The organism is Pseudomonas sp. LB3P93, assembly GCF_054898025.1.
Genome location: NZ_CM142713.1, coordinates 449,789 through 474,314, shown reverse-complemented (window position 1 = coordinate 474,314; position 24,526 = coordinate 449,789). Strand labels below are relative to the sequence as shown.

General features: G+C 60.6%; 17 protein-coding genes. 4 read left to right on the top strand and 13 right to left on the bottom strand.

What is annotated here, in order from left to right; translation table 11 throughout:
- Position 1 precedes the first annotated feature (1 nt).
- The 13 genes from ACYZT8_RS02075 to ACYZT8_RS02015 all read right to left on the bottom strand — a co-directional run bounded on the left by ACYZT8_RS02075 (position 2) and on the right by ACYZT8_RS02015 (position 15,126).
- Positions 2-898, bottom strand: a complete 897-nt coding sequence (locus tag ACYZT8_RS02075) for an antimicrobial resistance protein Mig-14 (RefSeq protein WP_461978841.1) — start codon at positions 896-898, stop codon at positions 2-4.
- Positions 898-2,028, bottom strand: a complete 1,131-nt coding sequence (locus tag ACYZT8_RS02070; RefSeq protein ID WP_461978839.1) for a glycosyltransferase — start codon at positions 2,026-2,028, stop codon at positions 898-900. The genes ACYZT8_RS02075 and ACYZT8_RS02070 overlap by 1 nt, the downstream gene beginning before the upstream one ends.
- Positions 2,012-3,769, bottom strand: a complete 1,758-nt coding sequence (locus ACYZT8_RS02065; protein ID WP_461956849.1) for a carbamoyltransferase family protein — start codon at positions 3,767-3,769, stop codon at positions 2,012-2,014. The genes ACYZT8_RS02070 and ACYZT8_RS02065 overlap by 17 nt, the downstream gene beginning before the upstream one ends.
- 163 nt (positions 3,770-3,932) lie before the next feature.
- The gene (locus tag ACYZT8_RS02060; RefSeq protein WP_461978837.1) at positions 3,933-4,268 is read right to left on the bottom strand and encodes a YceK/YidQ family lipoprotein; all 336 of its coding nucleotides are present in this window, start codon (positions 4,266-4,268) and stop codon (positions 3,933-3,935) included.
- Positions 4,269-4,509: 241 nt separating this feature from the next.
- Positions 4,510-5,961 carry a lipopolysaccharide kinase InaA family protein gene (locus ACYZT8_RS02055; protein WP_461978835.1) on the bottom strand — a complete coding sequence of 484 codons (1,452 nt, stop codon included), beginning with the start codon at positions 5,959-5,961 and terminating at the stop codon, positions 4,510-4,512.
- Entirely contained in the window at positions 5,961-6,713 is a 753-nt protein-coding gene (locus ACYZT8_RS02050; RefSeq protein WP_461978833.1) for a lipopolysaccharide kinase InaA family protein, read from the bottom strand. The genes ACYZT8_RS02055 and ACYZT8_RS02050 overlap by 1 nt, the downstream gene beginning before the upstream one ends.
- Entirely contained in the window at positions 6,710-7,444 is a 735-nt protein-coding gene (locus ACYZT8_RS02045; protein ID WP_461978831.1) for a lipopolysaccharide kinase InaA family protein, read from the bottom strand. Before ACYZT8_RS02045 ends, ACYZT8_RS02050 begins: the two co-directional genes overlap by 4 nt.
- Entirely contained in the window at positions 7,444-8,250 is an 807-nt protein-coding gene (gene rfaP, locus ACYZT8_RS02040; protein ID WP_461978829.1) for a lipopolysaccharide core heptose(I) kinase RfaP, read from the bottom strand. Before rfaP ends, ACYZT8_RS02045 begins: the two co-directional genes overlap by 1 nt.
- A complete protein-coding gene (locus ACYZT8_RS02035) occupies positions 8,250-9,371 on the bottom strand; it encodes a glycosyltransferase family 4 protein (protein ID WP_461978827.1) in 1,122 nt (373 codons plus the stop codon). Before ACYZT8_RS02035 ends, rfaP begins: the two co-directional genes overlap by 1 nt.
- Positions 9,371-10,432, bottom strand: coding sequence for a lipopolysaccharide heptosyltransferase I (waaC, locus tag ACYZT8_RS02030; protein WP_461978825.1), 1,062 nt, complete (start codon positions 10,430-10,432; stop codon positions 9,371-9,373). The genes ACYZT8_RS02035 and waaC overlap by 1 nt, the downstream gene beginning before the upstream one ends.
- A gap of 1 nt (position 10,433) precedes the next feature.
- A complete protein-coding gene (gene waaF, locus ACYZT8_RS02025; protein ID WP_461978823.1) occupies positions 10,434-11,468 on the bottom strand; it encodes a lipopolysaccharide heptosyltransferase II in 1,035 nt (344 codons plus the stop codon).
- A gap of 329 nt (positions 11,469-11,797) precedes the next feature.
- The gene (glnE, locus tag ACYZT8_RS02020; RefSeq protein WP_461978821.1) at positions 11,798-14,737 is read right to left on the bottom strand and encodes a bifunctional [glutamate--ammonia ligase]-adenylyl-L-tyrosine phosphorylase/[glutamate--ammonia-ligase] adenylyltransferase; all 2,940 of its coding nucleotides are present in this window, start codon (positions 14,735-14,737) and stop codon (positions 11,798-11,800) included.
- Positions 14,734-15,126: a hypothetical protein gene (locus ACYZT8_RS02015; protein ID WP_461978819.1), complete on the bottom strand. Its 393-nt coding sequence runs from the start codon at positions 15,124-15,126 to the stop codon at positions 14,734-14,736. The genes glnE and ACYZT8_RS02015 overlap by 4 nt, the downstream gene beginning before the upstream one ends.
- Here ACYZT8_RS02015 and aceE point away from each other — a divergent pair.
- The 4 genes from aceE (at position 15,121) to ACYZT8_RS01995 (ending at position 24,410) form a co-directional block, all read left to right on the top strand.
- Positions 15,121-17,766, top strand: coding sequence for a pyruvate dehydrogenase (acetyl-transferring), homodimeric type (gene aceE / locus ACYZT8_RS02010; protein ID WP_461978817.1), 2,646 nt, complete (start codon positions 15,121-15,123; stop codon positions 17,764-17,766). The genes ACYZT8_RS02015 and aceE overlap by 6 nt on opposite strands.
- Positions 17,767-17,777: 11 nt before the next feature.
- Complete coding sequence (gene aceF / locus ACYZT8_RS02005; protein ID WP_461978815.1) at positions 17,778-19,742, top strand: dihydrolipoyllysine-residue acetyltransferase; 1,965 nt, start codon at positions 17,778-17,780, stop codon at positions 19,740-19,742.
- A gap of 271 nt (positions 19,743-20,013) precedes the next feature.
- The gene (locus ACYZT8_RS02000) at positions 20,014-21,408 is read left to right on the top strand and encodes an alkaline phosphatase D family protein (RefSeq protein ID WP_461978813.1); all 1,395 of its coding nucleotides are present in this window, start codon (positions 20,014-20,016) and stop codon (positions 21,406-21,408) included.
- Positions 21,409-21,716: 308 nt separating this feature from the next.
- Entirely contained in the window at positions 21,717-24,410 is a 2,694-nt protein-coding gene (locus tag ACYZT8_RS01995; protein ID WP_461978811.1) for a sensor domain-containing phosphodiesterase, read from the top strand.
- Positions 24,411-24,526: the final 116 nt, after the last annotated feature.

The following is a 24,526-nucleotide window of genomic DNA, read 5'->3' as shown; positions in this document are numbered from 1 at the left end:
CTCACACGGTGAAGACCGGCACGGGATTGCACCAGCGGTCCTTGTATTCTCGGTCGGCGCGACCGAAGGAAAACCGCAAGGGTTTATCCAGGGCCCGCGCATGCTCCCAGGCACTTTGGGTGTTGAGGAAACTCAGCACGCTACCGGGGCTGAACTCGCGCGTTTCGGGATCGACACCCCCGTTGATGTACTCGACGCTAATCCACTCCGGCGCCTCGACGCGGTAAACCAGTTGAATCGCAATCGGTGCATCGTTGAGGAAAATCACCGAGCCGATCAGCAAGTCCCGCAGCAGCTCGATCACCTCCGCCATACGTTCGGCGCCGGTAGCCGGGAAGCCCCAGCGGCGCTGGAACAGGTCGCAATAGATCGCGGCCAGCTCAGTACTCGAAAAGTCGGCAACCGGTCGCACCACCCCGCCCGCCTCTTCCAGCAGGCGCAATTCACGGCGCTGGTTGTAGCGAAACTTCTTCGATAACTCTTCGGGCGTGCGGGCCATCGCCAGTTGTTCGGTCTGCAACTTGATGTCGGTGAAACGACCTTCGCTGAGCGCCGACAAATAACGTCCGCGATGGCGCAATGGCGCTTGTGCATCAGCGGCGGCGGGCAGGATCAATTCGGCATTGCCGAGGTCGAACAAGCCCTTTTTGCCGCGGCGTTTGAGCACGTCTTTGGACAGTGCCAGGTCGCGTCCCCAGGTCGGAATCGCGGCTTTCACTTCACCGCTTTGCTCCCAGGCCAGGTAACGCACCGGGATCCCGGCCAACTGTGCCAGACGCTCAACGACCAACGGATGTGTCGCGACGCTGCCGCCAAAACGTTGCCAGGCCTGTGCATAAGTCGAGGCGTCGACCACCGCCCAGCCCCGTTCGCGCCAGCCTTGAAATCGGTTGAGCATCAGCCCCTCGGTGCCAGTTCTGTGACGTGTGGCAAATGCCAGAAAGCATCGCGTACCGCGCGGTCGGAGAAACGCTCACGCAGGCGATCGAGCATCATCTCGGCGCACTGGTGACGTTGCTGGTCGTCCATCGCGGCCAGGTGTTTCAGCCCTTGGGCCAAGTGTTCGGCATCGCCCAGCGGGAACAGAATGCCCACGCCTTCAACGACTTCCTTCGCCCCACCGCAAGCAGTGGCGAGCAACGGTACGCCGGCGGCCATGGCTTCCAGCAGCACCATGCCGAAAGGCTCGTGATCCGAACTCAGGGCAAACACATCGAAGGCACGGAAGTAGCGACGGGCATCCGGCACTTGACCGAGAAACAGCACGCGATCGCCGATACCCAGTTCCCGGGCCAGGGCCTTGAGGTCCTGCTCCAGTCGACCGCTACCGAGGATCACCAGCTGGCTGTTGGCCGGCAAGCCCGGCAATGCCTCGGCAAAACCGTGCAGCAGCGTAGTCTGGTCTTTGTCCGGATGCAGCCGCCCGACGTTGCCGACAATCCAGGCATCCGCCGACAGACCGAGGGTTTCGCGGGCCTCGCGTACCGACACCTGACTGGTCTGCAACGCCGGCACATCCACGCGGTTATAGAGCGTCTGAATCCGCCCGGCCGGCCATTTCGGCAGGCAGCGGCGCATGTCGTCACGCACCGCATCGGAGACCCCGAGCAGGCTCAGGCGCTTGCGGAAAATATGGGCGAATAGTTTGCGGGTGCCACGTTTGTAATCGTCAAACGCGTGATGCACACCGATCACCGGCAACGAGGTGCCGAGCAAGGCGATGTAGATCGGCTTGAAACGGTGGGCAATGCAGAAACTGAAGTTGCGCGAAGCGGCGATCTTGCGCAGATCGCCGATGGCGCCCAGCTTAAGGCCACGAATGGCCTTGGAGCTGTATTCCATGAACAGCACTTCATCGGAAGCGCAATTCGCGGCCACTTCGCTATCGGCGGCCCCGGTCAAAAAGACCGTGGTCACCCGATAACCGGTCCCCGCGAACAGGCTGGCGTACTGCCGGGCGCAGTCCAGGAACGGCCCGTCATAGCCGTGGCAGAACTGCAACACATGGCGTTCAGCCGAGCGTGTCATAAGCGTTGGCGCCCTCTTTGACCACCAGGATGTCTTCCATGATCAGATACTGTAGATCGGAACCGAAGAACATGTTCAGCGCGTCGGTCGGCGAGCAGATCATCGGCTCGCCACGACGGTTGAGCGAAGTGTTCAGCGACACGCCGTTGCCGGTCAGCACTTCCAGCGCCTTCATCATGTCGTAGTAGCGCGGGTTGTATTCGCGCTTGAGCACCTGGGCCCGGGACGTACCGTCCTCGTGGACGACTTCCGGCACACGGGTTTTCCACTCTTCCGCCACTTCGAAGGTGAAGGTCATGAACGGCGCCGGGTGATCGATCTTGATCATCTGCGGGGCCACGGTGTCGAGCATCGACGGGCAGAAAGGCCTCCAGCGCTCGCGGAACTTGATCTGGTGGTTGATCCGGTCAGCCACGCCGACTGCGCTCGGGCAACCGATGATCGAACGACCGCCCAAGGCACGCGGACCGAACTCCATACGCCCCTGGAACCAGGCGACCGGGTTGCCATCGACCATGATTTTGGCGATGTTTTCCGGCATGTTCTCAAGCTTGCGCCAGACCGGTTTGCTCGGGTGACGAGCGCACGCAGCGACAACGTCTTCGTTGCTGTACGACGGGCCGAGGTAGACGTGTTCCATCTTCTCGACCGGCACGCCACGGGCGTGAGACACATACGCCGCCGCGCCGACTGCCGTGCCGGCGTCGCCGGATGCAGGCTGTACAAACAGCTCTTTGACGTCATCGCGAGCGATGATTTTCTGGTTGAGCTTGACGTTCAACGCACAACCGCCGGCATAGGCCAGCTTGCCGGTTTCCTTGAGCACGTCGCCCAGGTAGTAGTCGATCATCTGCAGCGAAATTTTTTCGAACAGCGCTTGAATGCTCGCGGCGTAGTGGATGTAAGGCTCGTCGGCGATATCACCTTCGCGCTTCGGACCCAGCCACTCGATCAGCTTCGGCGAGAAGTAGTAGCCTTTGCCCTTCTCCTTATAACGACGCAGGCCGATGACGTTGGCGTAGTCAGTGTTGATCACCAGCTCGCCGTTTTCGAACGAAGCCAGGCGCGAGAAATCGTATTTGCTGGCGTCGCCGTACGGCGCCATGCCCATGACCTTGAACTCACCGTCGAGCATATCGAAACCGAGGAACTCGGTGATTGCGCCGTACAGGCCGCCGAGGGAGTCCGGATCAAAGAATTCCTTGATCTTGTGGATCTTGCCGTTTTCGCCGTAACCGAAGAAGGTCGTGGCGTACTCACCCTTGCCGTCGATCCCGAGGATCGCGGTTTTCTCTTTGAAACCGGAGCAGTGATAAGCGCTGGAGGCGTGGGCCAAGTGGTGTTCGACCGGCTCGATCTTGATTTTCTTCGGATCGAAGCCCAGTTGCTCGAGGCACCAGACAATCTTGTTGCGATAGCGCTTGTAGCGACGATTGCCCATCAGGATCGCATCGAGGGCGCGGTCCGGGGCGTACCAGTAACGCTTGGCGTACTGCCACCGAGCCTTGCCGAACAAGCTGATCGGGGCGAATGGGATCGCGACCACGTCAACGTCGGACGGCTTGATGCCCGCCTGCTCGAGGCAGAACTTCGCCGATTCATAAGGCATGCGGTTCTTTGCATGTTTATCGCGCACAAAGCGCTCTTCTTCAGCCGCCGCGACCAGCTTGCCGTCGATGTACAAGGCTGCGGAAGGATCATGGCTAAGGGCGCCGGACAGGCCAAGAATCGTCAATGCCACAGGGGTCTAGCCTCTTTAGTCTGCATGCAGGCGACAAGCGCCTCAAAAATTAATGTGTCCCTCGCAAGGGACGAGAGACAGCTAAAGGGCGGGATTATAGCGTAAACATGGCGGGAATGACCCAGCGCTTATTACCCCCTTGGATGAAAGCGTGGCGTCGCGCTTATCCGCGGCCTGCCCGCCAGTAAATCCCGAGATTACCGTCGTTGGCCTGGCGGTAAATCGTGTAGGGCAAGGAAACGGTGTCCATGACCCCTGACAGAGTAAGGTCCAGCAATACGAAGGGGACGAGGAAGCCGGTGGGATCAGGCGGGGCATTCAAGATGCAGAAGTCGTAGGCCAGGCCGCTGTAAATGCGGGGGATGGACTGGCAGTAGGTTTTTTGCTTGCGCAGGCCGCGAGCGGCGTCTTCGTCATCCTGTAGCACCGTCAGCGCTGTGCCGCAGCCCGATAAAACCAGTGAGAAAGTACCGATCGCAACAGCTGTTTTTATGGTCAAAATCTGCCCTCCGTGAACGTCAGGCAAACTAGCATCGTGGCTATTCAGGGCACAGTTCATGGGGTCTGTGGATCATGTAGGACGATTCACAAGAACTTGTCCCCATAATCTCGGGTGACTGGTCTGACGCCATCGCGGGCAAGCCCGCTCCCACAGTAGCTAGCGGTCGCACACAAATTAAGTGAGCGACACAAAACCCATGTGGGAGCGGGCTTGCCCGCGATAGGGTCGAAGACCCGATTCAGGAGGCGCTATCAATCTTGCGGGGAAGCCGCTGATCGATGACTTGGTAGAGCGCGCTTTCTTCGGGCCAGTTACGCATGAACCGCGCCCGGTCCCGTGCATACGCCGGGGCAAAGCTGTTCGCCGAGCCATGCTGACACATCGAATCCAGATCGATCAGCGCCCAGCGATCCTGCTGCCAGAACAGATTGTGGCCTTTGAAATCCCCATGACTGATCCGCTCGCGGATCAGCTCGGCAAACAAATGATCCAGCGCCACCAATTCGGCCTCGGGCGCATCACCACGTTCAACATAGGGCGCAAAGCGCTCGATGATGTCCGGCCCCGGCAGATACTCGGTCACCAGATACGCCCGACTGCGCAGCCAGAGAAAACGCTTCTCCAGCAACGCCAACGGTTTGGGCGTGGCGATGCCGAGGAACGCGAGGCGATTGCCTTCGCGCCACGAGTGCCAGGCACGACTCGGGCGCCAGAAGCGTTTGAGCCAGTGTGCAAAGCCTTTGATGTTGTAGCGCTTGATAACCAGCGTCCGACCATTAACCTCGACTTTTCCTACGCTCGCCGCACCGCCGGTCTTATAGAGATGACCTTGGTCGAGCAAGGCATCGGCCTGCTCCAGCACCGGCAGCATTGCCGCTTCTTCTTCGCGACGAATCGCACGCAAACCGAACGCCCCGCGCTTGACGCTGAAAAGCGTGCATTCGCGGCCGACCTTGATCAGGTAGTCCTTCAAGCGCCAGCTTCGAACCTTGTCGATCTGCTTCTGCAACGCCTCCATCGGCAATGCGTGTTCGCCGTTGCTCAACAGGTAATACACCAGAAGTTCTTCGGTGAACGGCTCCAGCGACTTGGGCAACTGAGCGAAAAATACGCCGAGGTTTTCCAGGACCTTCTGCCGTGACAGCGGCTGGCCGGGTGTTTCAGCACAGACGCCGCCGCCATCGATCAGGTACAACCGGCCTCGCTGACGCAAGAGGTTGTCCAGGTGCAGGTCTTCCTGCCAGAGCCCCTTGCGATGCATTTGGCCGATAGCGCCTAACGCCTCGGCCAGCACGGCCCCTTGCATATCCGCCAGCACCGGCAGGTGTTCGACTTTTTTCCAGGTATCCCCCAGGCTTTCGGCGCCTTCGAGGAAATCGAACAGCAGCCAGCCACCCTCGCCCTCTTTCAGGCCATCCACCAGCAGCTGTGGCGTGGTCAGCCCCTGATCGGCAAGCAAACGCACGCCATCCAGTTCACGCTGAAAATGCCGCGCCGCTTTGCTGCCGACCAACAACTTGGCCAGCACCGGCCGGCCGCGCCACACGCCGGCACCCACGTAACGCTGCCCTGGCAACACCCGCAGCAGACTCAGCAGCTGCAACTCGGCGGGACCCGCGGCATCGGCCAGGGAAATGCTCATCGGCAGGCTCGGAGTGCGGCCGGCGTCTTTCAGTTCGGACAACCGCATCAGCGCGTCTCCTTGTGACTGCGCCGCGCGGTCAGGCGCGAAACCCAACTGTCCACCAGCGAACTGTCCCGCGGCTGATCCACGTACACCGCCAGCAACTCGCGCAACTGCGCTTCAGTCCACTCCGGCGCGCGACGCAGCAACGGCTCCAGGTCCTTGATCCGGTCACGCTGACCGAACAGCAACGGCCGGGTCTTTTCCAGGTCGATCAACTGCGCCTGATAACCGTCGCCTGTGGCCTGCAGGAAAATGTGTTTAGGGTAGAAACAACCGTGAAGCTGGCGTACGCCGTGCAGGCGCCGCGCCAGTTCGCCACAGGCTTTCATGATGGCCGAGTGTTGCGCCTCGCTCAGGTCCGACCAGCGCTGCAACAGCGAATCCAGGTCATCCCAACCGTCCAGTGCGCGGGTCAGCAGAACCGCCCGCACTTCCCCGTCGACTTTGCGCTCACCGAAAAACGCTGCCTTCAGCGCCGGAATGCCCAGCTTCTGATAACGACTGATGTTGCGAAACTCGCGGGCAAAACTCGGCTCGCCAAACGGCGCATGGAAGGTGCGCGTCAGGTAGTTGCTCTGGCGCTTGAGGTAGTAGCCATGACCTTCCAGATCCAGCCGAAACACGCTGCTCCAGCCGCCACCGACGGTGTTGGGTTCATCCACCGCGTCGAGCTGCTTGGCCCAGAGTGCGTCGAACGTGCCGAGGCCATGACGCTCAAGCAGCGCACGGTCTTCAGCAGCCAGAAAATCAGTCATTCGCGTCCCTCGAAAAATCTCACCACGTGCCGGATCCGTTTTTTGTCGTCGGCATTCAGCCGATCACGCTGGCGGTATTGCAGGTAAAAGCGCAGGCGCTGGGTCGCCGACAGGTGATATTTGGCCACCTTGTCGAGACAGGCCAGGTCCTTGGTGATCCGGTACTTGAGCCAGAAGCCGCGCCAGAAATCGCCGTTGGGGCAGTCGATCAGGAACAGCTTCGCCTCATCGTCGACCAGCAGGTTGCGCCACTTCAAATCGTTATGGGTGAAACGGTTGTCGTGCATGGTCCGGGTGTAACCGGCCAACTGACGACTGACGGTATCGACCCAGGCGCGGTCCGCCAACTTGGGGTCGTGCCGGTCCGCGAGGGCCGACAAGTCTTCTGTGTTCGGCAGCTCGCGGGTGATCATCGCGCCACGGGCATACGCCGCGCCGCGCCGCTCCAGGCCCCAGGCAACCACTTCAGCGGTGGGAATGCCCCACTTGGCGAAGCGCTTGAGGTTCTGCCATTCGGCCTTGACCCGAGGCTTGCCCAGATAACGACGCAGGCCTTTGCCGGCGCCGCTGTAGCGTTTGACGTAATAATTGACGCCCTTGAGATTGACGCGGATGACCTCGGACAACGGGTCGCGGGTCAGGCGCTCACCCTTTAGCGCAAACACCGCTTCCAGGCAGCCAAAATCTTTCGCCAGATCGCTGTAAGCAGGCTCCAGTTTCCAACCCGGCATCAGAGCGCATCCCCGTATCGCTGTTTGCGGTCGTAGAGTTTGTTGGCCTTGCCTTCGAGCCAGGCGAGCAATCCTGCCTCCTCACCCAGAATCTGACGCAGCGGCTTCTGGAAGTAGCCTTTGAGGAATCGCAGTTTGTCGCGTTTGGTCAGGCCGATGTCCAGTGCCGAAAAGTACAGCGCCGCCAGATCCTTGTTGCGCCAGCGCTGAGTGATCGTTGGACGGGTCTGGGCGCGGTGCAGGTCGATTACCGAGAGCTTGAAGTCGTCGACGGTCACCGGCTTATCGGTGTGCAGCAGGAAGTGGCAGATGTAGCAGTCGCGATGATTGACCCCGGCGCGGTGCATCATGCCGGTCATGCGTGCGACTTCGGCGATCAGCGCGCGCTTGAGCGCAGGCTCGGGCGGGTTCTTGATCCAGTCGATGCTGAAATCTTCGAGGCTGACGGTGGGCGCCAGCTCTTCGGTGACGATGAACGAATGCTGATCCGCCGGGTTGCTGCCCTTCTCGCCGTAAGCAACCGCCGTCATGGTCGGTACGCCGACTTCTTTCAGGCGCTGAATGGCCTTCCACTCCTGACCCGCGCCGAGTACAGGCAACTTGGCCGTCAGCAGGTTCTTGAAGATCTCGCCCCAGCCGATGCCACGGTGGATCTTCACGAAAAAACCATTGCCGTTCACTTCAGTGCGCAACGTCCGGCGCGCTTCCAGTTCACGGTAAACCTCGCCCTGCAAGCCTTCGACTTCGGTAAACGCATCGCGTCCGGCCCAAAGGCTCTTGAACGGTTCAGCCAGCATCAACTTCATTAAGCGTGCTCCGCCAGAATCACATCGGCCGCGTGTTGCGGCATGCTGTAGAGGTCGGCCGTCTCAGCGAAGGCCAGACCGTTGCGGCTCCAGGCCGCCCGTGCTTGAGCGTCGTTCAACATGCCGGTCAGGTACTGAGTCAGTTGCGCCTGATCGAACGGTTCGTCCAACACCAGGCCAGCGTCGGCCTCGGCGATGTAATGGGCGTAACCACAGACCGCGCTCACCAATACCGGCAACCCGGCGACCAATGCTTCGAGCAGCACCGTCCCGGTATTTTCGTTATACGCCGGATGAATCAGCAGGTCGGCACCCAGCAGGAAACGCGGGATATCGCTGCGCCCCTTGAGGAACGTCACGTTGTCGCCGAGCCCCAAGGTGGCGCTCTGCATCTGGAACAATTTGGGGTCGTCCTGGCCAATTACAAACAACCGGGTGCGTTTCTTCAGATCAGCGGGCAATGCGGCCAGCGCCTTGAGGCTGCGATCCACGCCCTTGGTCTTGAACCCGGAGCCAATTTGCACCAGCAGCAGGTCATCGTCCTTGAGGTTGAACTCACGACGGAAATCGGCACGGATTTCGGTGGCATTGGCCGGCGCGCGACGGTCTTGAGAGATACCCGGCGGCAGCAAATGGAAGCGTTCCAGCGGCGTGTCGTAATGCTTGATGAACAGCGGCTGCTGGACCTCGGAAATCATCAGCACTTCGGTCTTTGCATCCTTGGCGAACACCGCGCGCTCGTACTCGGCGAAGTGCCGGTAGCGGCCCCAACGACGGTACAGCGAGTTGCGCAGGTTCTGCGCCTTGTCTTCGAAGCAGCCATCGGCGGCGTAGTAGACGTCCAGGCCCGGCATCTTGTTGAAACCGATCAGACGGTCCACGGGACGCTTGGCCAGGTCCGCTTCCATCCATTCGCTGAGCTTCTCGTTGCGCCGATGATTGAAGAACGCCTTGACCGGCGCCACCAGCACTTCGAAACCCGGCGGCACATCGCCTTCCCAGATCAGCGTGTAGACGCGAATCTGATGGCCGCGCTGCTGACATTCGAGGGCGATGCGCATGAAGTCGCGCTGCAACCCCCCGAACGGAAAGTACTTGTACAAGACGAATGCCAATTGCATCAGCGCAGCTCCTCAGCCAGTAACAACGTGCTCAGTCGGGTCGCGACACGCTCGGGATTCAGACGCGTGAAGCACAGGGGCCACTCGCGTTTCAGGTCGAACTGACGGGCATCTTCGGCCGTCGGTTGATAGGTGCATTTCTTTTGCAGGCACGGCGCGCAGGGGAAGTCGCTGGCGATGTGGATCTGCGCCTTGCCGTAGGCGCCGGTCAGGCCCGGGTTGGTCGGGCCGAACAGCGACAGGGTCGGTACGTCGAGCGCGGCGGCCAGATGACCGAGACCGGTGTCCACGGCTACGCAGGCCTGAGCGCCGGCCAGCACTTTGCCGACACCGGCCAGGTTCAGTTTTGGCAGCACTTCGACATGCCTGAACCCTGCGGCAATGCGCTCGGCCCGGGCTTTTTCGATGGGATTGCCCCACGGCAGCTTCACGCCGACGCCGAGATAGCCCACGCGCTCGGCCAGCTCACGCCAATAGGCTTCCGGCCAGTGTTTGGTGTCCCACGTGGTGCCGTGGAGAAACAGCACGTACGGATTCTTGCGCGGCAGTTCCACCAGTCGTTCGACGTTCAGGCCGTAATCGCCCAGACCTTTTGGCAAGTCGTAGCCCAACGCCAGGGCGAACAATTGGCGGACCCGCTCTACCGCGTGCTGCCCACGGCTCACTGCCAGGCGACGGGAATAGAAACGTGCGGCGATGGGTTCGCGCGCCGAGTCCTTGTCGAGTCCGGCGACCGGTGCTTTGACATAGCGCGTCAGCCAGGCACTTTTCAGCAGGCCCTGAGCATCAATCACCAGATCGTATTTCGTGGCGCGAACGCTTTGCTTGAAGCGCTTCCACTCGCCACTTTTAATGGTTTGCCAAAGGTTCTTGCGCCAGCGACGGATCGCCACCGGAATCACCTTGCCCACGGCCGGGTGCCAAGTCGGGATTTCGGCGAAGCCTTCTTCCACTACCCAATCAAACTTGATGCCGGGAATCGCCCGCGCCGCGTCGGTCAACGCTGGCAGCGCGTGAATCACGTCGCCCAGCGAAGACGTCTTGATCAACAGAACGCGCAAACTATTTGACCTCGACCACAGTGCCCTGCAACCGCTGCAAGGCTTCGTTCACCGCTTGCGGCATGAGCTGGCGCAGGCAGTTGTAATGACCAAAGCGACAGGTGCGATCGAAGCAGGGGCTGCATTCGAGGCCCAGGCGCACGATCTCGACGTGCTCGGCCAAAGGTGGCGTGAAACCCGGCGATGTCGAGCCGTAGACCGCCACCAACGGGCGGTTCAGCGCGGCGGCAACGTGCATCAGGCCGGAGTCGTTGGACACCACTGCGTCGGCGCAGGACATCAGGTCGATGGCTTCAGCCAAGGAAGTCCCGCCGCTGAGGTTCACCGACTCTTCACGCAGGCCGGGAATCAGTCGCGCGCGGATGTCTTCGCCGACCGCGTGATCGTTTTTCGAACCGAACAACCAGACTTGCCAGCCTTCGCGGATCTTCGCTTCGGCAACCTTGGCGTAGTGCTCGGACGGCCAGCGTTTGGATTCGCCGAACTCGGCGCCGGGGCACAGGACCAACACCGGGCGGTCGAGGGCCAAGCCAAATTTGGCCAGTGCCGCCTCGCGGGTGACCGGGTCGATCTGCAGGCTCGGCCGTGGATACGGAGTCGGCAGCTCGGCATCGCACTCATAAGCCAGCGCCATGAAGCGCTCGATCATCAGCGGATAACGTTCTTTATCCAGGGTGCGCACGTCATTGAGCAGGCCGTAGCGGAACTCGCCACGCCAGCCGGTGCGTTTCGGGATGCCGGCGAAGAACGGTACCAGCGCCGACTTCAAGGAGTTAGGCAGCAGGATCGCCTGGTCGTACTGGCCGGCCAGGGATTTGCCGATGCGCCGACGCGTCGCCAGCTCCAGAGCGCCATGGCCGAGCGGAAAGCTCAAGGCCTGACGGACTTCAGGCATACGCTCCAGGATCGGCCGGCTCCACTCGGGGGCCAGGACGTCGATTTCGCATTGCGGGTGGCGTTGCTTGAGACACTGAAACAGTGTCTGCGCCATCACCATGTCACCGACCCAGCTGGGCCCAACGATCAGAATTTTCATGTGGTTTCCAAAAACGAACCGGGGAGGCATACGCCTCCCCGCCTCGAGAATCACTGCGGGAGCCTGCGGGCTTGCGATGGGTCATCACCTTCAACATTGCTGTCGACTGTCACTCCGCTATCGCGAGCAAGCTCGCTCCCACATTGGGTATTGGTGCACATCAAGTGCGGTGCAGCTTAGCTGCCTCAATCTATAAAACACTGCGCACCCTGTGGGAGCGGGCTTGCCCGCGATAGCGGAGCATCAGTCGCCAGCAATGTTGAATGTGACGGCCTCATCGCGGGCAAGCCCGCTCCCACAGGGTTATTGGGTGTTTCAACTATCCGGTTTCAGCTTAGCCCCAGCTCGCGCCAGATCCGCAATACCTGCCGCCGTTCGTCCGCGAACTGGTCGCCCGGTATCACCCCGGCGTCCTTCTGCAAGGCCTGTCGGTGCGCGGCGGAGCGGTAGGCTTTATAGGCCTCGCGCAGCAAACTGGCGTCTTCGACGGGCATCAGCCCTTCGTGTTCCAGCTCTTCCAGAATGCGGATGTTATCCGTCCAACGCAGCAATGGCGGATGTGTTTCAGACCACGCCAGGGCCGCGTATTGCACCATAAATTCAATATCGACGATACCTCCGGCGTCCTGCTTGAGATCGAACGGCGCCGAGGCCTCGAAGGCGTTTGCCGCGGTGCCGGCTGCGGTGCTCTTGCTGCCGAGGTTATCGCGCATCTTGGCGCGCATCTCGCTCACCTCCTGGCGCAAGGTCGCAAGGTCCCGCGACTTGCCCAATATCGCTGCGCGAACCTTCTCAAAGGCCTGGCCGACATCCTGACTGCCGACCAGCACCCGCGCCCGCACCAGCGCCTGGTGTTCCCAAGTCCAGGCTTCGTTTTCCTGATAACGGGCAAATGCGCCCACCGAACTCACCAACAGTCCGGAAGCACCGGATGGTCGCAGGCGCATATCCACTTCATACAGCTGACCGGAGTTGGTCTGGGCCGTGAGCAAGTGAATGATCCGCTGCCCCAGCCGGGTGAAGAATTGCGCGCCATCAATCGGTTTCGGTCCGTCGGTTTCCGCCTGCGGATCACCGTCATGGATGAACACCAGGTCCAGGTCCGAACCATGCCCCAGCTCCAGCCCGCCGACTTTCCCGTAACCGACAATGATGAAGCCCGGATCGCACAGCGTACCGTCACTGCGCAGTGGCGTGCCGTATTTGGCCACGGTCTGGCGCCAGGCCAGCGCCAGCACTTGTTCGAGGATCGCTTCAGCGAGCCAGGTCAGGTAATCACTGACTTTCATCAACGGCAGGCTGCCGGCGATTTCCGAAGCGGCGACCCGCAAGCGGTGCGCCAGTTTGAAATGGCGCAGGGCTTCCATTTGCTGTTCGAGGTCGTCTTCGGGAATTCGCGTCAGGCGCTCGCGCAATTCGGCGGCCAGTTCTGGCGCCAAGGGCGGCTTGAACAGCCGGCCCTCGTTGAGCAATTCATCGAGCAGCAACGGGAAGCGGGTGATTTGCTCAGCAATCCACGGGCTCGCCGCGCACAAGGTCAGCAACCGTCGCAGCGCGCCGGGGTTCTCGGTCAGCAACACCAGATACGCGGAGCGACGGGCCACCGCTTCAACCAGCGGCAGCACACGTTCCAGCACCAGATCCGGATTGGCATGCTCGACCGCCTGAGCCAGCAATCGCGGAATAAATGCATCGAGGCGTTCGCGCCCCAAGCGTTGCATCGCGCGCAACTGCGGGCTGCCGCGCAAACCGGCCAACGCTTTCAGGGCCTTGGTGGCATCGGCAAAACCGCCCTCTTCCAACTGGCGGCAAGCGGCCTCTTCATCCTGGGCCTCTTCCCAAAGCGGCAGCCATTCACCGCCGACCACCACTTCGCTTTCAGTGCCTTCCTCTTCATCGGGATCGGCGATCACCTGACCAAAGTGCCAGGCCACGCGGCCACGCCAATACATCAGCCGCTCATGGAAAGCCTCCCAGTCAGCGAAGCCCAACATAAAGGCAATGCGCGCCTGATCCTGCGCGCCGTCCGGCAGCATCTGGGTCTGGCGGTCGGCAATCGCCTGGATGGCGTGTTCGGTGTAACGCAGGAATTCGTAGCCTTCGCGCAACTCGCTGACCACCGCTGGCGGCAGGTAACCCTGACCTTCCAGTGTGCTCAGTACTTTTAATAGAGGGCGCTGCTGCAGGCTCAGGTCGCGACCACCGTGGATCAGTTGAAACGCCTGGGCGATAAACTCCACTTCGCGGATGCCGCCCGATCCAAGCTTGATGTTGTCGGCCATGCCCTTGCGCCGCACTTCCTGCTGGATCAGCTGCTTCATGGTGCGCAGCGCTTCGATCGCCGAGAAATCGAGGTAACGCCGGTAAACGAACGGGCGCAGCATCTCTTGCAGTTGCGCGCCGGTCACTTGATCGCCGGCCACCACCCGCGACTTGATCATCGCGTAGCGTTCCCAGTCGCGACCCTGATCCTGGTAATACTGCTCCAGCGCGTTGAAGCTCAGCACCAGGGCACCGGCCGAGCCGTAAGGCCGCAGGCGCATGTCGACGCGGAACACAAAACCGTCGACGGTCATCGGGTCCAGCGCCTTGATCAGGCGCTGGCCGAGCCGGATGAAAAATTCCTGGTTATCCAGCGAGCGCTTCACGCCGACGGTTTCCCCGCCCTCGGGGTAGGCGAAGATCAGGTCGATGTCCGACGACAGGTTGAGCTCCACCGCGCCCAGCTTGCCCATGCCGAGGATGACCATCTGCTGCGGCTCGCCGCTGCGCCGGCCGGTCGGCACACCGAACTGCTGGCAATGCCGCGCGTACAACCACTGATAGGCCTGATCGATGCTCGCATCGGCCATGTCCGAGAGGTCGCGGCAGGTCTGGATCAAGTCGGCCTGACGGTTCAGGTCGCGCCAGATGATTCGCACTTGCTGGCGGGTGCGCTGACGGCGCAAGACACGTCCGAGCTCGTCGTCGGTTTCGGCCGCATTCACTGCCGCCGCAATCTGCCCGCACAACTCGCCGGGCGCAAAGCTGCGGTCCAGTTCGCCGGACTGCACCAGCGCCAGCAACATCGAAGGGTCACGCACACTCTGTTCAGTCACGAAGTCGCTGGCGGCGGTGACGCGGGCGAATTGCGCCCAGCGTTCAGGCGTCCAGGCAGACAGGCCATGGTCGCCTTCCAACTCGCCGACGGCGGTGCGGAACGACTGCTCGGCGCGGGTGACAAACGGCAGGAGAATGCCGGGCAGTTCGGCAAGCGGAGGAAGGCTCATGGTCTATCCTTGATCGGCGTGTTGAGGGCTGCATGTAGTGAATTTTCAAATCGCACTACGTGATCGACTGTCGAACAAAGGTTAGAAATAGCTGAAATCTCTTTCTTTTTGGCAGACAGCATCAAGCTTTCACCTTTTTCGGTTGGCAAAAGACCAACCTTAACGATTATTCTCACAACGCAGCCGGAGGCCACAAGCCGCTCATCTGTAGTTTTACTACTCGTATATACATTCGAAAGGCTGAAATGCCCGATGATTTGTAGTAAAACTACACGCCGCCGGAACAACCTCTCGGCAATCCAAGAATTTATATCGTCTGCCCACAAGGCCAGTCGCAAACTCAGGCAACCGATTCTGGAAGCCTTTCCGCCCTGGAGCAAGCCATGCAAGACCTCGATCCCGTCGAAACCCAGGAATGGCTGGACGCCCTGGAATCGGTTCTCGACAAAGAAGGCGAAGACCGCGCTCACTATCTGATGACCCGTATGGGCGAACTCGCAACCCGCAGCGGTTCGCAGTTGCCTTACGCCATCACCACGCCATACCGCAACACCATTCCCGTTACCCACGAAGCACGCATGCCTGGCGACCTGTTCATGGAACGCCGCATTCGCTCGCTGGTACGCTGGAACGCGATGGCCATGGTGATGCGTACGAACCTGAAAGATTCGGACCTGGGCGGTCACATCTCCAGCTTCGCCTCCAGCGCAACCCTGTATGACATCGGCTTCAACTATTTCTTCCAGGCCCCGACCGACGAACACGGCGGCGACCTGATCTACTTCCAGGGTCACACCTCGCCAGGCGTTTACGCCCGTGCGTTCATGGAAGGCCGCATCACCGAAGACCAGATGAACAACTTCCGCCAGGAAGTCGACGGCCAGGGCTTGTCGTCCTATCCGCACCCTTGGCTGATGCCTGATTTCTGGCAGTTCCCGACGGTATCCATGGGTCTGGGCCCGATCCAGGCGATCTACCAGGCACGCTTCATGAAGTACCTGGAAGCCCGTGGCTTCATCCCTGAAGGCAAGCAAAAAGTCTGGTGCTTCCTGGGCGACGGTGAGTGCGACGAGCCAGAATCCCTGGGCGCGATCTCGCTGGCTGGCCGCGAGAAGCTCGACAACCTGATCTTCGTTATCAACTGCAACCTGCAGCGCCTCGACGGCCCGGTTCGCGGCAACGGCAAGATCATCCAGGAACTCGAAGGCGTGTTCCGCGGTGCTCAGTGGAACGTGACCAAAGTCATCTGGGGCCGTTTCTGGGACCCACTGCTGGCCAAAGACGTCGACGGCATCCTGCAACGTCGCATGGACGAAGTCATCGACGGCGAGTACCAGAACTACAAAGCCAAAGACGGCGCGTTCGTGCGTGAACACTTCTTCAACTCGCCAGAACTCAAGGCAATGGTTGAGGACTTGTCCGACGACGAGATCTGGAAACTCAACCGTGGCGGCCACGACCCGTACAAGGTCTACGCGGCGTACCACGAAGCGGTCAACCACAAAGAACAACCGACCGTCATCCTGGCCAAGACCATCAAGGGTTATGGCACCGGTGCCGGCGAAGCGAAGAACACTGCGCACAACACCAAGAAGGTTGATGTTGAAAGCCTGAAGCTGTTCCGCGATCGTTTCGACATTCCGGTTAAAGACTCCGAGCTGGAAAACCTGCCGTTCTTCAAACCCGAAGCAGGCAGCGCCGAAGCCCGTTATCTGAGCGAGCGTCGCACTGCACTGGGCGGTTTCGTGCCACAACGTCGCGCCAAAAGCTTCGACATTCCGACCCCGCCACTGGATACCCTCAAGGCTATCCTGGACGGCTCGGGCGACCGTGAAATCTCCACCACCATGGCCTTCGTGCGGATCCTCGCGCAGCTGGTCAAGGACAAGGAAATCGGCTCGCGCATCGTCCCGATCATCCCGGACGAAGCCCGTACCTTCGGTATGGAAGGCATGTTCCGTCAGTTGGGCATCTACTCGTCCGTCGGCCAGCTCTACGAGCCAGTCGATAAAGACCAGGTGATGTTCTACAAGGAAGACAAGAAGGGCCAGATCCTCGAAGAAGGCATCAACGAAGCGGGCGCCATGAGCTCCTTCATCGCTGCCGGTACTTCGTACTCCAGCCACAACCAGCCAATGCTGCCGTTCTACATCTTCTACTCGATGTTCGGCTTCCAGCGTATCGGCGACCTCGCCTGGGCCGCTGGCGACAGCCGCACCCGTGGCTTCCTGATCGGCGGCACCGCCGGCCGGACCACGCTGAACGGCGAAGGCCTGCAACACGAAGACGGTCACAGCCACATCCTGGCTGGCACCATCCCGAACTGCCGCACCTTTGATCCAACCTACGGCTACGAGCTGGCGGTGATCATTCAGGACGGCATGAAGAAGATGACCGAAGAGCAGCAGGACGTTTTCTACTACATCACCGTGATGAACGAGTCCTACCAGCAGCCAGCCATGCCGGCCGGTGTCGAGGAAGGCATCATCAAGGGCATGTACCTGCTCGAAGAAGACACCCGCGAAGCGGCGCACCACGTTCAGCTGATGGGCTCCGGCACCATCCTGCGTGAAGTCCGTGAAGCGGCGAAGATCCTGCGTGAAGAGTTCAACGTTGCCGCCGACGTCTGGAGCGTTACCAGCTTCAACGAACTGCGTCGCGATGGCCTGGCCGTCGAGCGCACCAACCGTCTGCACCCGGGCCAGAAGCCTAAACTGAGCTATGTCGAAGAGTGCCTGAACGGCCGTAAAGGTCCGGTCATCGCCTCTACCGACTACATGAAGCTGTTCGCTGAGCAAATTCGTCAGTGGGTCCCGTCCAAGGAATTCAAAGTCCTGGGCACCGACGGTTTCGGCCGCAGTGACAGCCGCAAGAAGCTGCGTCACTTCTTCGAAGTCGATCGTCAATTCGTGGTGTTGGCAGCCCTGGAAGCACTGGCTGACCGTGGTGATATCGAACCTAAGGTGGTGTCTGAAGCCATCGCCAAGTTCGGGATCAACCCGGAAAAACGCAACCCACTGGACTGCTGAGGAGACACTCTGTGAGCGAACTCATTCGCGTACCTGACATCGGCAGCGGTGAAGGTGAAGTAATTGAACTGTTTGTGAAGGTCGGCGACCGTATCGAAGCCGACCAGAGCATCCTGACGCTTGAGTCGGACAAGGCGAGCATGGAAGTGCCTGCGCCAAAGGCCGGCATCATCAAGAGTCTGAAAGTGAAGCTGGGCGATCGCCTGAAAGAAGGCGACGAACTGCTGGAGCTGGAAGTTGAAGGTGCCGCTGCTGCGGCCCCTGCGGCTGCCGCTGCGCCGGCTGCCAAGGCTGAAGCCAAACCGGCTGCTGCTCCTGCCGCCGCTGCTCCAGCGCCTGCTGCCGCACCTGCTGCTGCCGCTTCCCAGCAAGTGAACGTGCCGGACATCGGTTCGGCGGGCAAGGCCCAGATCATCGAGATCCAGGTCAAGGTCGGCGACACCGTCGAGGCTGATCAGTCGCTGATCACCCTGGAATCCGACAAGGCCAGCATGGAAATCCCTTCGCCCGCCGCTGGCGTGGTCGAAAGCATCAGCGTCAAGCTCAATGACGAAGTCGGCACTGGCGACCTGATTCTGGTCCTGAAAGTGGCGGGTGCTACGGCCCCTGCTGCTGCCGCGCCAGCTCAAGCCGCTGCACCTGCTGCCGCTGCTCCGGCGCCAGCCGCTGCGGCACCTGCGGCACCGGTTGCCGACAGTGTTCAGGACATTCATGTCCCGGACATCGGTTCGTCGGGCAAGGCCAAGATCATCGAAGTGCTGGTCAAGGCTGGTGACACCGTCACCGCCGACCAGTCGCTGATCACCCTGGAATCCGACAAGGCGAGCATGGAAATTCCATCGCCTGCCGCTGGCGTGGTGGAAAGCGTTTCCGTCAAGCTGGACGACGAAGTCGGTACTGGCGACCTGATTCTGAAGCTGAAAGTCAAAGGCGCTGCGCCTGCTGCGGCACCGGCTCCGGCCGCTGCTGCCGCACCGAGCGCTCCTGCTCCAGCCGCCGCTGCGCCTGCTGCTCCGGCACCGGCCGCACCTGCTGCTGCACCGGCCAAACCGGGCGCCAAGGTTCACGCTGGCCCGGCTGTACGCCAACTGGCCCGTGAATTCGGCGTCGAGCTGAACGCCGTCGGCGCAAGCGGTCCGCACGGTCGCATCCTGAAAGAAGACGTGCAGGTTTACGTCAAAGCCATGATGCAGAAGGCCAAGGAAGCACCGGCCGCTGCTGCTGGCGCAACCGGCGGCGCGGGCATCCCGCCGATTCCGGTCGTGGACTTCAGCCGCTTCGGTGAAACCGAAGAAGTGCCGATGACCCGCCTGATGCAAATCGGCGCGTCGAGCCTGCACCGCAGTTGGCTGAACATTCCGCACGTGACTCAGTTCGATTCGGCTGATATCACCGACCTGGAAGCGTTCCGTATCGCTCAGAAAGCCGTTGCAGAGAAGGCCGGCGTCAAGCTGACCATCCTGCCGCTGCTGCTCAAGTCGTGCGCGCACCTGCTCAAGGAACTGCCGGACTTCAACAGTTCGCTGGCACCAAGCGGCAAAGCGATCATCCGCAAGAAGTACGTGAACATCGGCTTCGCGGTCGACACCCCTGAAGGCCTGCTGGTACCGGTCATCAAGAACGTCGACCAGAAGAGCCTGTTGCAACTGGCCGCCGAAGCCGCTGTGCTGGCAGCCAAGGCCCGCGACAAGAAGCTCACCGCTGACGACATGCAAGGCGCCTGCTTCACCATTTCCAGCCTCGGCCACATTGGCGGCACCGGCTTCACGCCGATCGTCAACGCGCCGGAAGTGGCGATCCTCGGTGTTTCCAAGGCAACCATCCAGCCAGTCTGGGACGGCAAAGCCTTCCAGCCGAAACTGATGTTGCCACTGTCGCTGTCCTACGATCACCGTGTGATCAACGGCGCCGCTGCTGCACGCTTCACCAAGCGTCTGAGCGACCTGCTGGCCGACATCCGCACCATCTTGCTGTAACACCGGCCGGCCCTCCTTCACCGGGGGGCCTGTCGCGCTCCACGTTTTCCGAGCGCCACGCTCGTACCTCAACCCCGCCAATTTGGCGGGGCTTTTTTTTGCCTTGAATAAAGCGTCTTCCTACAACCGTGGCTTACATCGCCCACAACTCAAGTCCACTTCCGCACGATATTTATTCCCGCCAATTAACTAGGCTTAGTTCGACAGCATTTTCTTTTGAAAACTGCGAACCTCTTTTGCTTAGTTAGCGTTATTTCGAATGGATTCGAACATGTTTAAACCAACTGTCGGCCCTATTGTTGGCCACACTACAACTAACCACGTGCGCATTTTTCTGCGAGGCGAACTTCAAGAAAACTCATTGGTCTTTGCCGGTATTCGCTATCGGTGTTATGGAGAAGAGCGTTGGTCCCAAGGCGTATTCTCCGAACTGTCCCTCTTGCGCGACTTGGCCGATGTGATTGCGCTCAACGACCTCGCCACCGACACCGAGTACGAATACCAGGCCGGATGGTTCAGCCCCATGAGCCCGGTGCATACCGTGGAGACCGTTCAGGAGCTGCCGCTGCAATGGCCACGGGAGATTTATCGCTTTCGCACCCTGTCCAGCAAAGTCAGCACGCCGCGGGCGTACATCGTTGGCTCATGCCGCTACCTGCGCCTTACCGCAGGCCTGGCAATCACCCCCCAGGCCGGTGACCGGATCTTTGCCTCGATCACCGATCTCGCCCAGCAGGCCGAACCGCGTATTAGCGCGATGCTGATGACCGGCGATCAAATCTATGTGGATGACCTGAACGTTATTGCTCCCGACCGGGAATACAAGGAAATACTCAGCAAGTATCGCGCGGCTTTTTCCCAACCGAACATCGCCAGGTTAATGTCCAGCGTGTCGACTTACATGATCCTCGACGATCATGAAATAGAAGATAACTGGCCCGCCAACGAGAGCAAGGCCGATGCTTATTTATATAAGAACGCCATGGCCGCCTATGAGATATACCAGGCCAGCCACAGCCCGGCGCATGATTTATTGGCCAATGGGCAACCCGGCAGAAAACTGGAACAGTATTGGTATCAGTTCGCCGAAGGCGATATTGAATGGTTTATCACCGACAGCCGAACCCGCCGCAACTTGTCGGCCGATGATCGACGCATCCTCGACGATAATCAGGAACAGGCGTTGTGCAAATGGCTGATCCACAGCCCGGCCCGGGTCAAGTTCGTGGTCACCAGCGTAATGTTCTACCCCGACCGCAAGCTCAACGGGGATGACGCCTGGAAAGCCTTTCCGGAACAACGCCTACGGTTGTTGGAGACGATTCGTACGCATCGCATCAAGAATGTCGTCTTCGTTTCCGGCGATGTCCACGGTTCCATGACCAGTCGCCTGACCCACAGCGAGGATACGGACTTCGAAGTGCACACCATCGTGTCGTCACCCCTGTGCAACAGCAAACTGCTGCCGTACGCCTCCGCGTCCACCTTTATCCTCGATCAGGCACTGGCACAAACCGCAGCGGGCGATTACCAGCATGAATTGACCAGCGAGGTGGTCAGCGAAGACAACTTCGCCCACCTGGTGGTCGATCGGGAGCAGATTCAGGTGAATTACCACGACCGGGACGGCGAGCTGCTGCAATCAATCGGCATTCCTTTACGTTAACGGAGCACCTGTGGCGAGCGAGCTTGCTCGCGCTGGGCTGCGTAGCGGCCCCAACATTCGGGCATCGATTGCCGATTTTGTGAGTGCTGCGCACTCAAGCGCGAGCAAGCTCGCTCGCCACAGAAGGCCAAATGCATTAGTTTTCGGCCCTTGCTGGAGAAATCTTCGCCCCTGCCGACATATTCTTATAGCACTTGGCCTTCATGTCTCTTGTCAGTCAGTGTCGCAATGATGCAACCTTGCCGCAGGCAACAGTAAAGAGGGCGAGAGCCCGGCGCGATCAGCACATTCGAAGCGAGTTTCCCTCAATGAAAAGCCAACCCGATGCCGCCAGCCGTATGGTGGCCGAGGTAGTGACGCAATTGCCTGTGCCCTCGCGGCTCGGCATGCTGCGTTTCGAACGGCTGAATGAAGCTAGCTGGGCACTCCTGTTTCTCGATCCCAATTGCGAACGACAGTTTGGTCTGCCGGCCGTGGAGCTTTGTGCCCTGGTCGACTCACCCTACGCCAGTCTGATGGAGCCCGAAGCGCGCTATCAGCTTCACGACGCGATTCAGCAGCAACTCAGCGACAGCCCGCACTACCTGATCCGCTACAACCTGCACACTGCCAAAGGCTCCCTGAGCTTGCTCGAATTGGGCGAAGCTTACCGCCAACACAATCGCCACCTGCTGCGCGGTTACCTGATGGTCGTGGACGGCTTGTTCGACGGTGAACCGCTGCTGCCGTCGCTGGACCTGGAAACCCAGAACTCGCGCCTGCAAATCGCCCTGGAGCTCAATCAGCGCGCCCAGCTGGAACAACTGCAGCACCTGGACCGGGTGCGCGCCCAGCAAGACTTGATCCTGCTGCTGACCCGCCAGCGCTACAGCACCAACAATTCCCTGCAAGAAGCCGCCGAGCTGATCACCCACAGCGCCTGCGATATCTACGAAATCGACTGCGCCAGCCTATGGAACCTCGAAGGCTCGCTGCTGGTGCCGATCTCGGCCTATCACCGCGCCTCCGGGGAATACCAGCTGCCGGATCCGATCGACGTCAGCGGCTTCCCGGATTACCTCGATGCCTTGCACAGCAGTCGCGCCATCGACGCCCACAATGCCATGCGCGACCCACGCACCCGGGAAATGGCCGAGAGCCTGCGCCCGCGCGATGTGAACGCCATGCTCGACGCCAGTATCCGTGTCGACGGCCAGGTGGTCGGTGTGTTGTGCCTGGAACAGACCGGCGCGACCCGCGCCTGGCAGTCGGACGAAATCGCCTTTGCCGGTGAGTTGGCCGATCAGTTCGCCCAAGTCATCAACAACCACAACCGCCGCACCGCTACCAGTGCCCTGCACCTGTTCCAGCGTGCGGTCGAGCAAAGCGCCAACGCCTTTTTGCTGGTCAATTGCGATGGCGTGGTGGAATACGTCAACCCGAGCTTCACGGCGATCACCCAGTACACCACCGAAGAAGTCCACGGCCAGCGGCTGTCGGAACTGCCGGCGCTGGAAAACCTCAGCGAGCTGCTGTTCGACGCGCCCTCGGCGCTGGCCAAGAGCAACAGCTGGCAGGGCGAGTTCAAGAGCCGCCGTAAAAACCTCGAACCCTACTGGGGCCAGTTGTCGATTTCCAAGGTCTATGGCGACAACCGTGAGCTGACGCATTACATCGGCATCTACGAAGACATCACCCAGACCAAACTCGCCCAGCAGCGCATCGAGCGCCTGGCCTACACCGACAACCTGACCAACCTCGGTAACCGCCCGGCGTTCATCCGTAACCTCGACGAACGCTTCGCCCGAGACAGCGATACCCCGATCAGCCTGTTGCTGGTGGACATCGACAACTTCAAGCGCATCAACGACAGCCTCGGCCACCAGACCGGCGACAAGCTGCTGATCAGCCTGGCCCGACGCCTGCGCAACAGCCTGAGCCCGAGCGGCAGCCTGGCGCGTTTCGCCAGTAACGAATTCGCCGTGCTGCTCGACAACACCGGCCTCGCGATGGGCCAGCAGGTCGCCAACCAATTGCTGGCGACCCTCGACAAGCCAATGTTCGTCGATAACCAGTTGATCAGCGTCACCGGCTCCGTGGGCCTGGCCTGTGCGCCGCTGCATGGTCGCGATCCACAGACCCTGATGCGCAACGCCGGCCTGGCGCTGCACAAGGCCAAGGCTAACGGCAAGCATCAGGTCCAGGTGTTCACCGAAGCGCTGAATGCCGAGGCCAGCTACAAACTGTTCGTCGAGAACAACCTGCGCCGTGCCCTGACCCAGAACGAGCTGGACGTGTTCTATCAGCCCAAACTGTGCCTGCGCAGCGGTCGCCTGCTGGGTATGGAAGCGCTGCTGCGCTGGAACCATCCGGAAAAAGGCATGATCCGCCCGGACCAGTTCATCAGCGTTGCCGAAGAAACCGGGCTGATCATCCCGATCGGCAAATGGATCGCCCGCCAGGCCTGCCGCATGAGCAAAGACCTGACCGCCGCTGGCCTGGGCAATCTTCAGGTCGCGATCAATTTGTCGCCCAAGCAGTTCTCCGACCCGGACCTGGTGGCATCCATCGCCAACATCCTCAAGGAAGAAGCGCTGCCGGCGAACCTGCTGGAGCTTGAGCTGACCGAAGGCCTGCTGCTGGAAGCCACCGAAGACACCCACTTGCAGCTCGATCAGCTCAAGCGCCTGGGCCTGACCCTGGCCATGGATGACTTCGGCACCGGTTACTCGTCGCTCAGTTACCTGAAAAAATTCCCGATCGACATCATCAAGATCGATCGAAGCTTCATCCACGAAATCCCGGACAACCAGGACGACATGGAAATCACCTCCGCGGTGATCGCCATGGCCCACAACCTGAAACTCAAGGTTGTGGCTGAAGGCATCGAGACAGCCGAGCAACTGGCTTTCCTGCGTCGTCACCGCTGCGACGTCGGCCAGGGCTACCTGTTCGACCGACCGATCCCGGGCGCAGAGCTCATCGAAAAGCTCAAACGCTACCCACGCGGCCCGCTCGTCTGACAGCACACCACAAATCCCTGTGCCCCCCCCTAATCACTGTGGGAGCGAGCTTGCTCGCGATGACGGCGTGTCAGTCAACATCCATTTCACTGGTACACCGCTATCGCGAGCAAGCT

Bases quoted from the DNA above. Each gene is read 5' to 3' on its own strand.
- ACYZT8_RS02000 (WP_461978813.1), top strand. From the start codon at position 20,014: ATGTTTAAACCAACTGTCGGCCCTATTGTTGGCCACACTACAACTAAC.
- ACYZT8_RS01995 (WP_461978811.1), top strand. From the start codon at position 21,717: ATGAAAAGCCAACCCGATGCCGCCAGCCGTATGGTGGCCGAGGTAGTG.
- rfaP (WP_461978829.1), bottom strand. From the start codon at position 8,250: ATGAAGTTGATGCTGGCTGAACCGTTCAAGAGCCTTTGGGCCGGACGC.
- ACYZT8_RS02045 (WP_461978831.1), bottom strand. From the start codon at position 7,444: ATGCCGGGTTGGAAACTGGAGCCTGCTTACAGCGATCTGGCGAAAGAT.
- waaF (WP_461978823.1), bottom strand. From the start codon at position 11,468: ATGAAAATTCTGATCGTTGGGCCCAGCTGGGTCGGTGACATGGTGATG.
- glnE (WP_461978821.1), bottom strand. From the start codon at position 14,737: ATGAGCCTTCCTCCGCTTGCCGAACTGCCCGGCATTCTCCTGCCGTTT.
- ACYZT8_RS02055 (WP_461978835.1), bottom strand. From the start codon at position 5,961: ATGCGGTTGTCCGAACTGAAAGACGCCGGCCGCACTCCGAGCCTGCCG.
- ACYZT8_RS02075 (WP_461978841.1), bottom strand. From the start codon at position 898: ATGCTCAACCGATTTCAAGGCTGGCGCGAACGGGGCTGGGCGGTGGTC.
- ACYZT8_RS02070 (WP_461978839.1), bottom strand. From the start codon at position 2,028: ATGACACGCTCGGCTGAACGCCATGTGTTGCAGTTCTGCCACGGCTAT.
- ACYZT8_RS02035 (WP_461978827.1), bottom strand. From the start codon at position 9,371: ATGCAATTGGCATTCGTCTTGTACAAGTACTTTCCGTTCGGGGGGTTG.
- ACYZT8_RS02050 (WP_461978833.1), bottom strand. From the start codon at position 6,713: ATGACTGATTTTCTGGCTGCTGAAGACCGTGCGCTGCTTGAGCGTCAT.
- aceE (WP_461978817.1), top strand. From the start codon at position 15,121: ATGCAAGACCTCGATCCCGTCGAAACCCAGGAATGGCTGGACGCCCTG.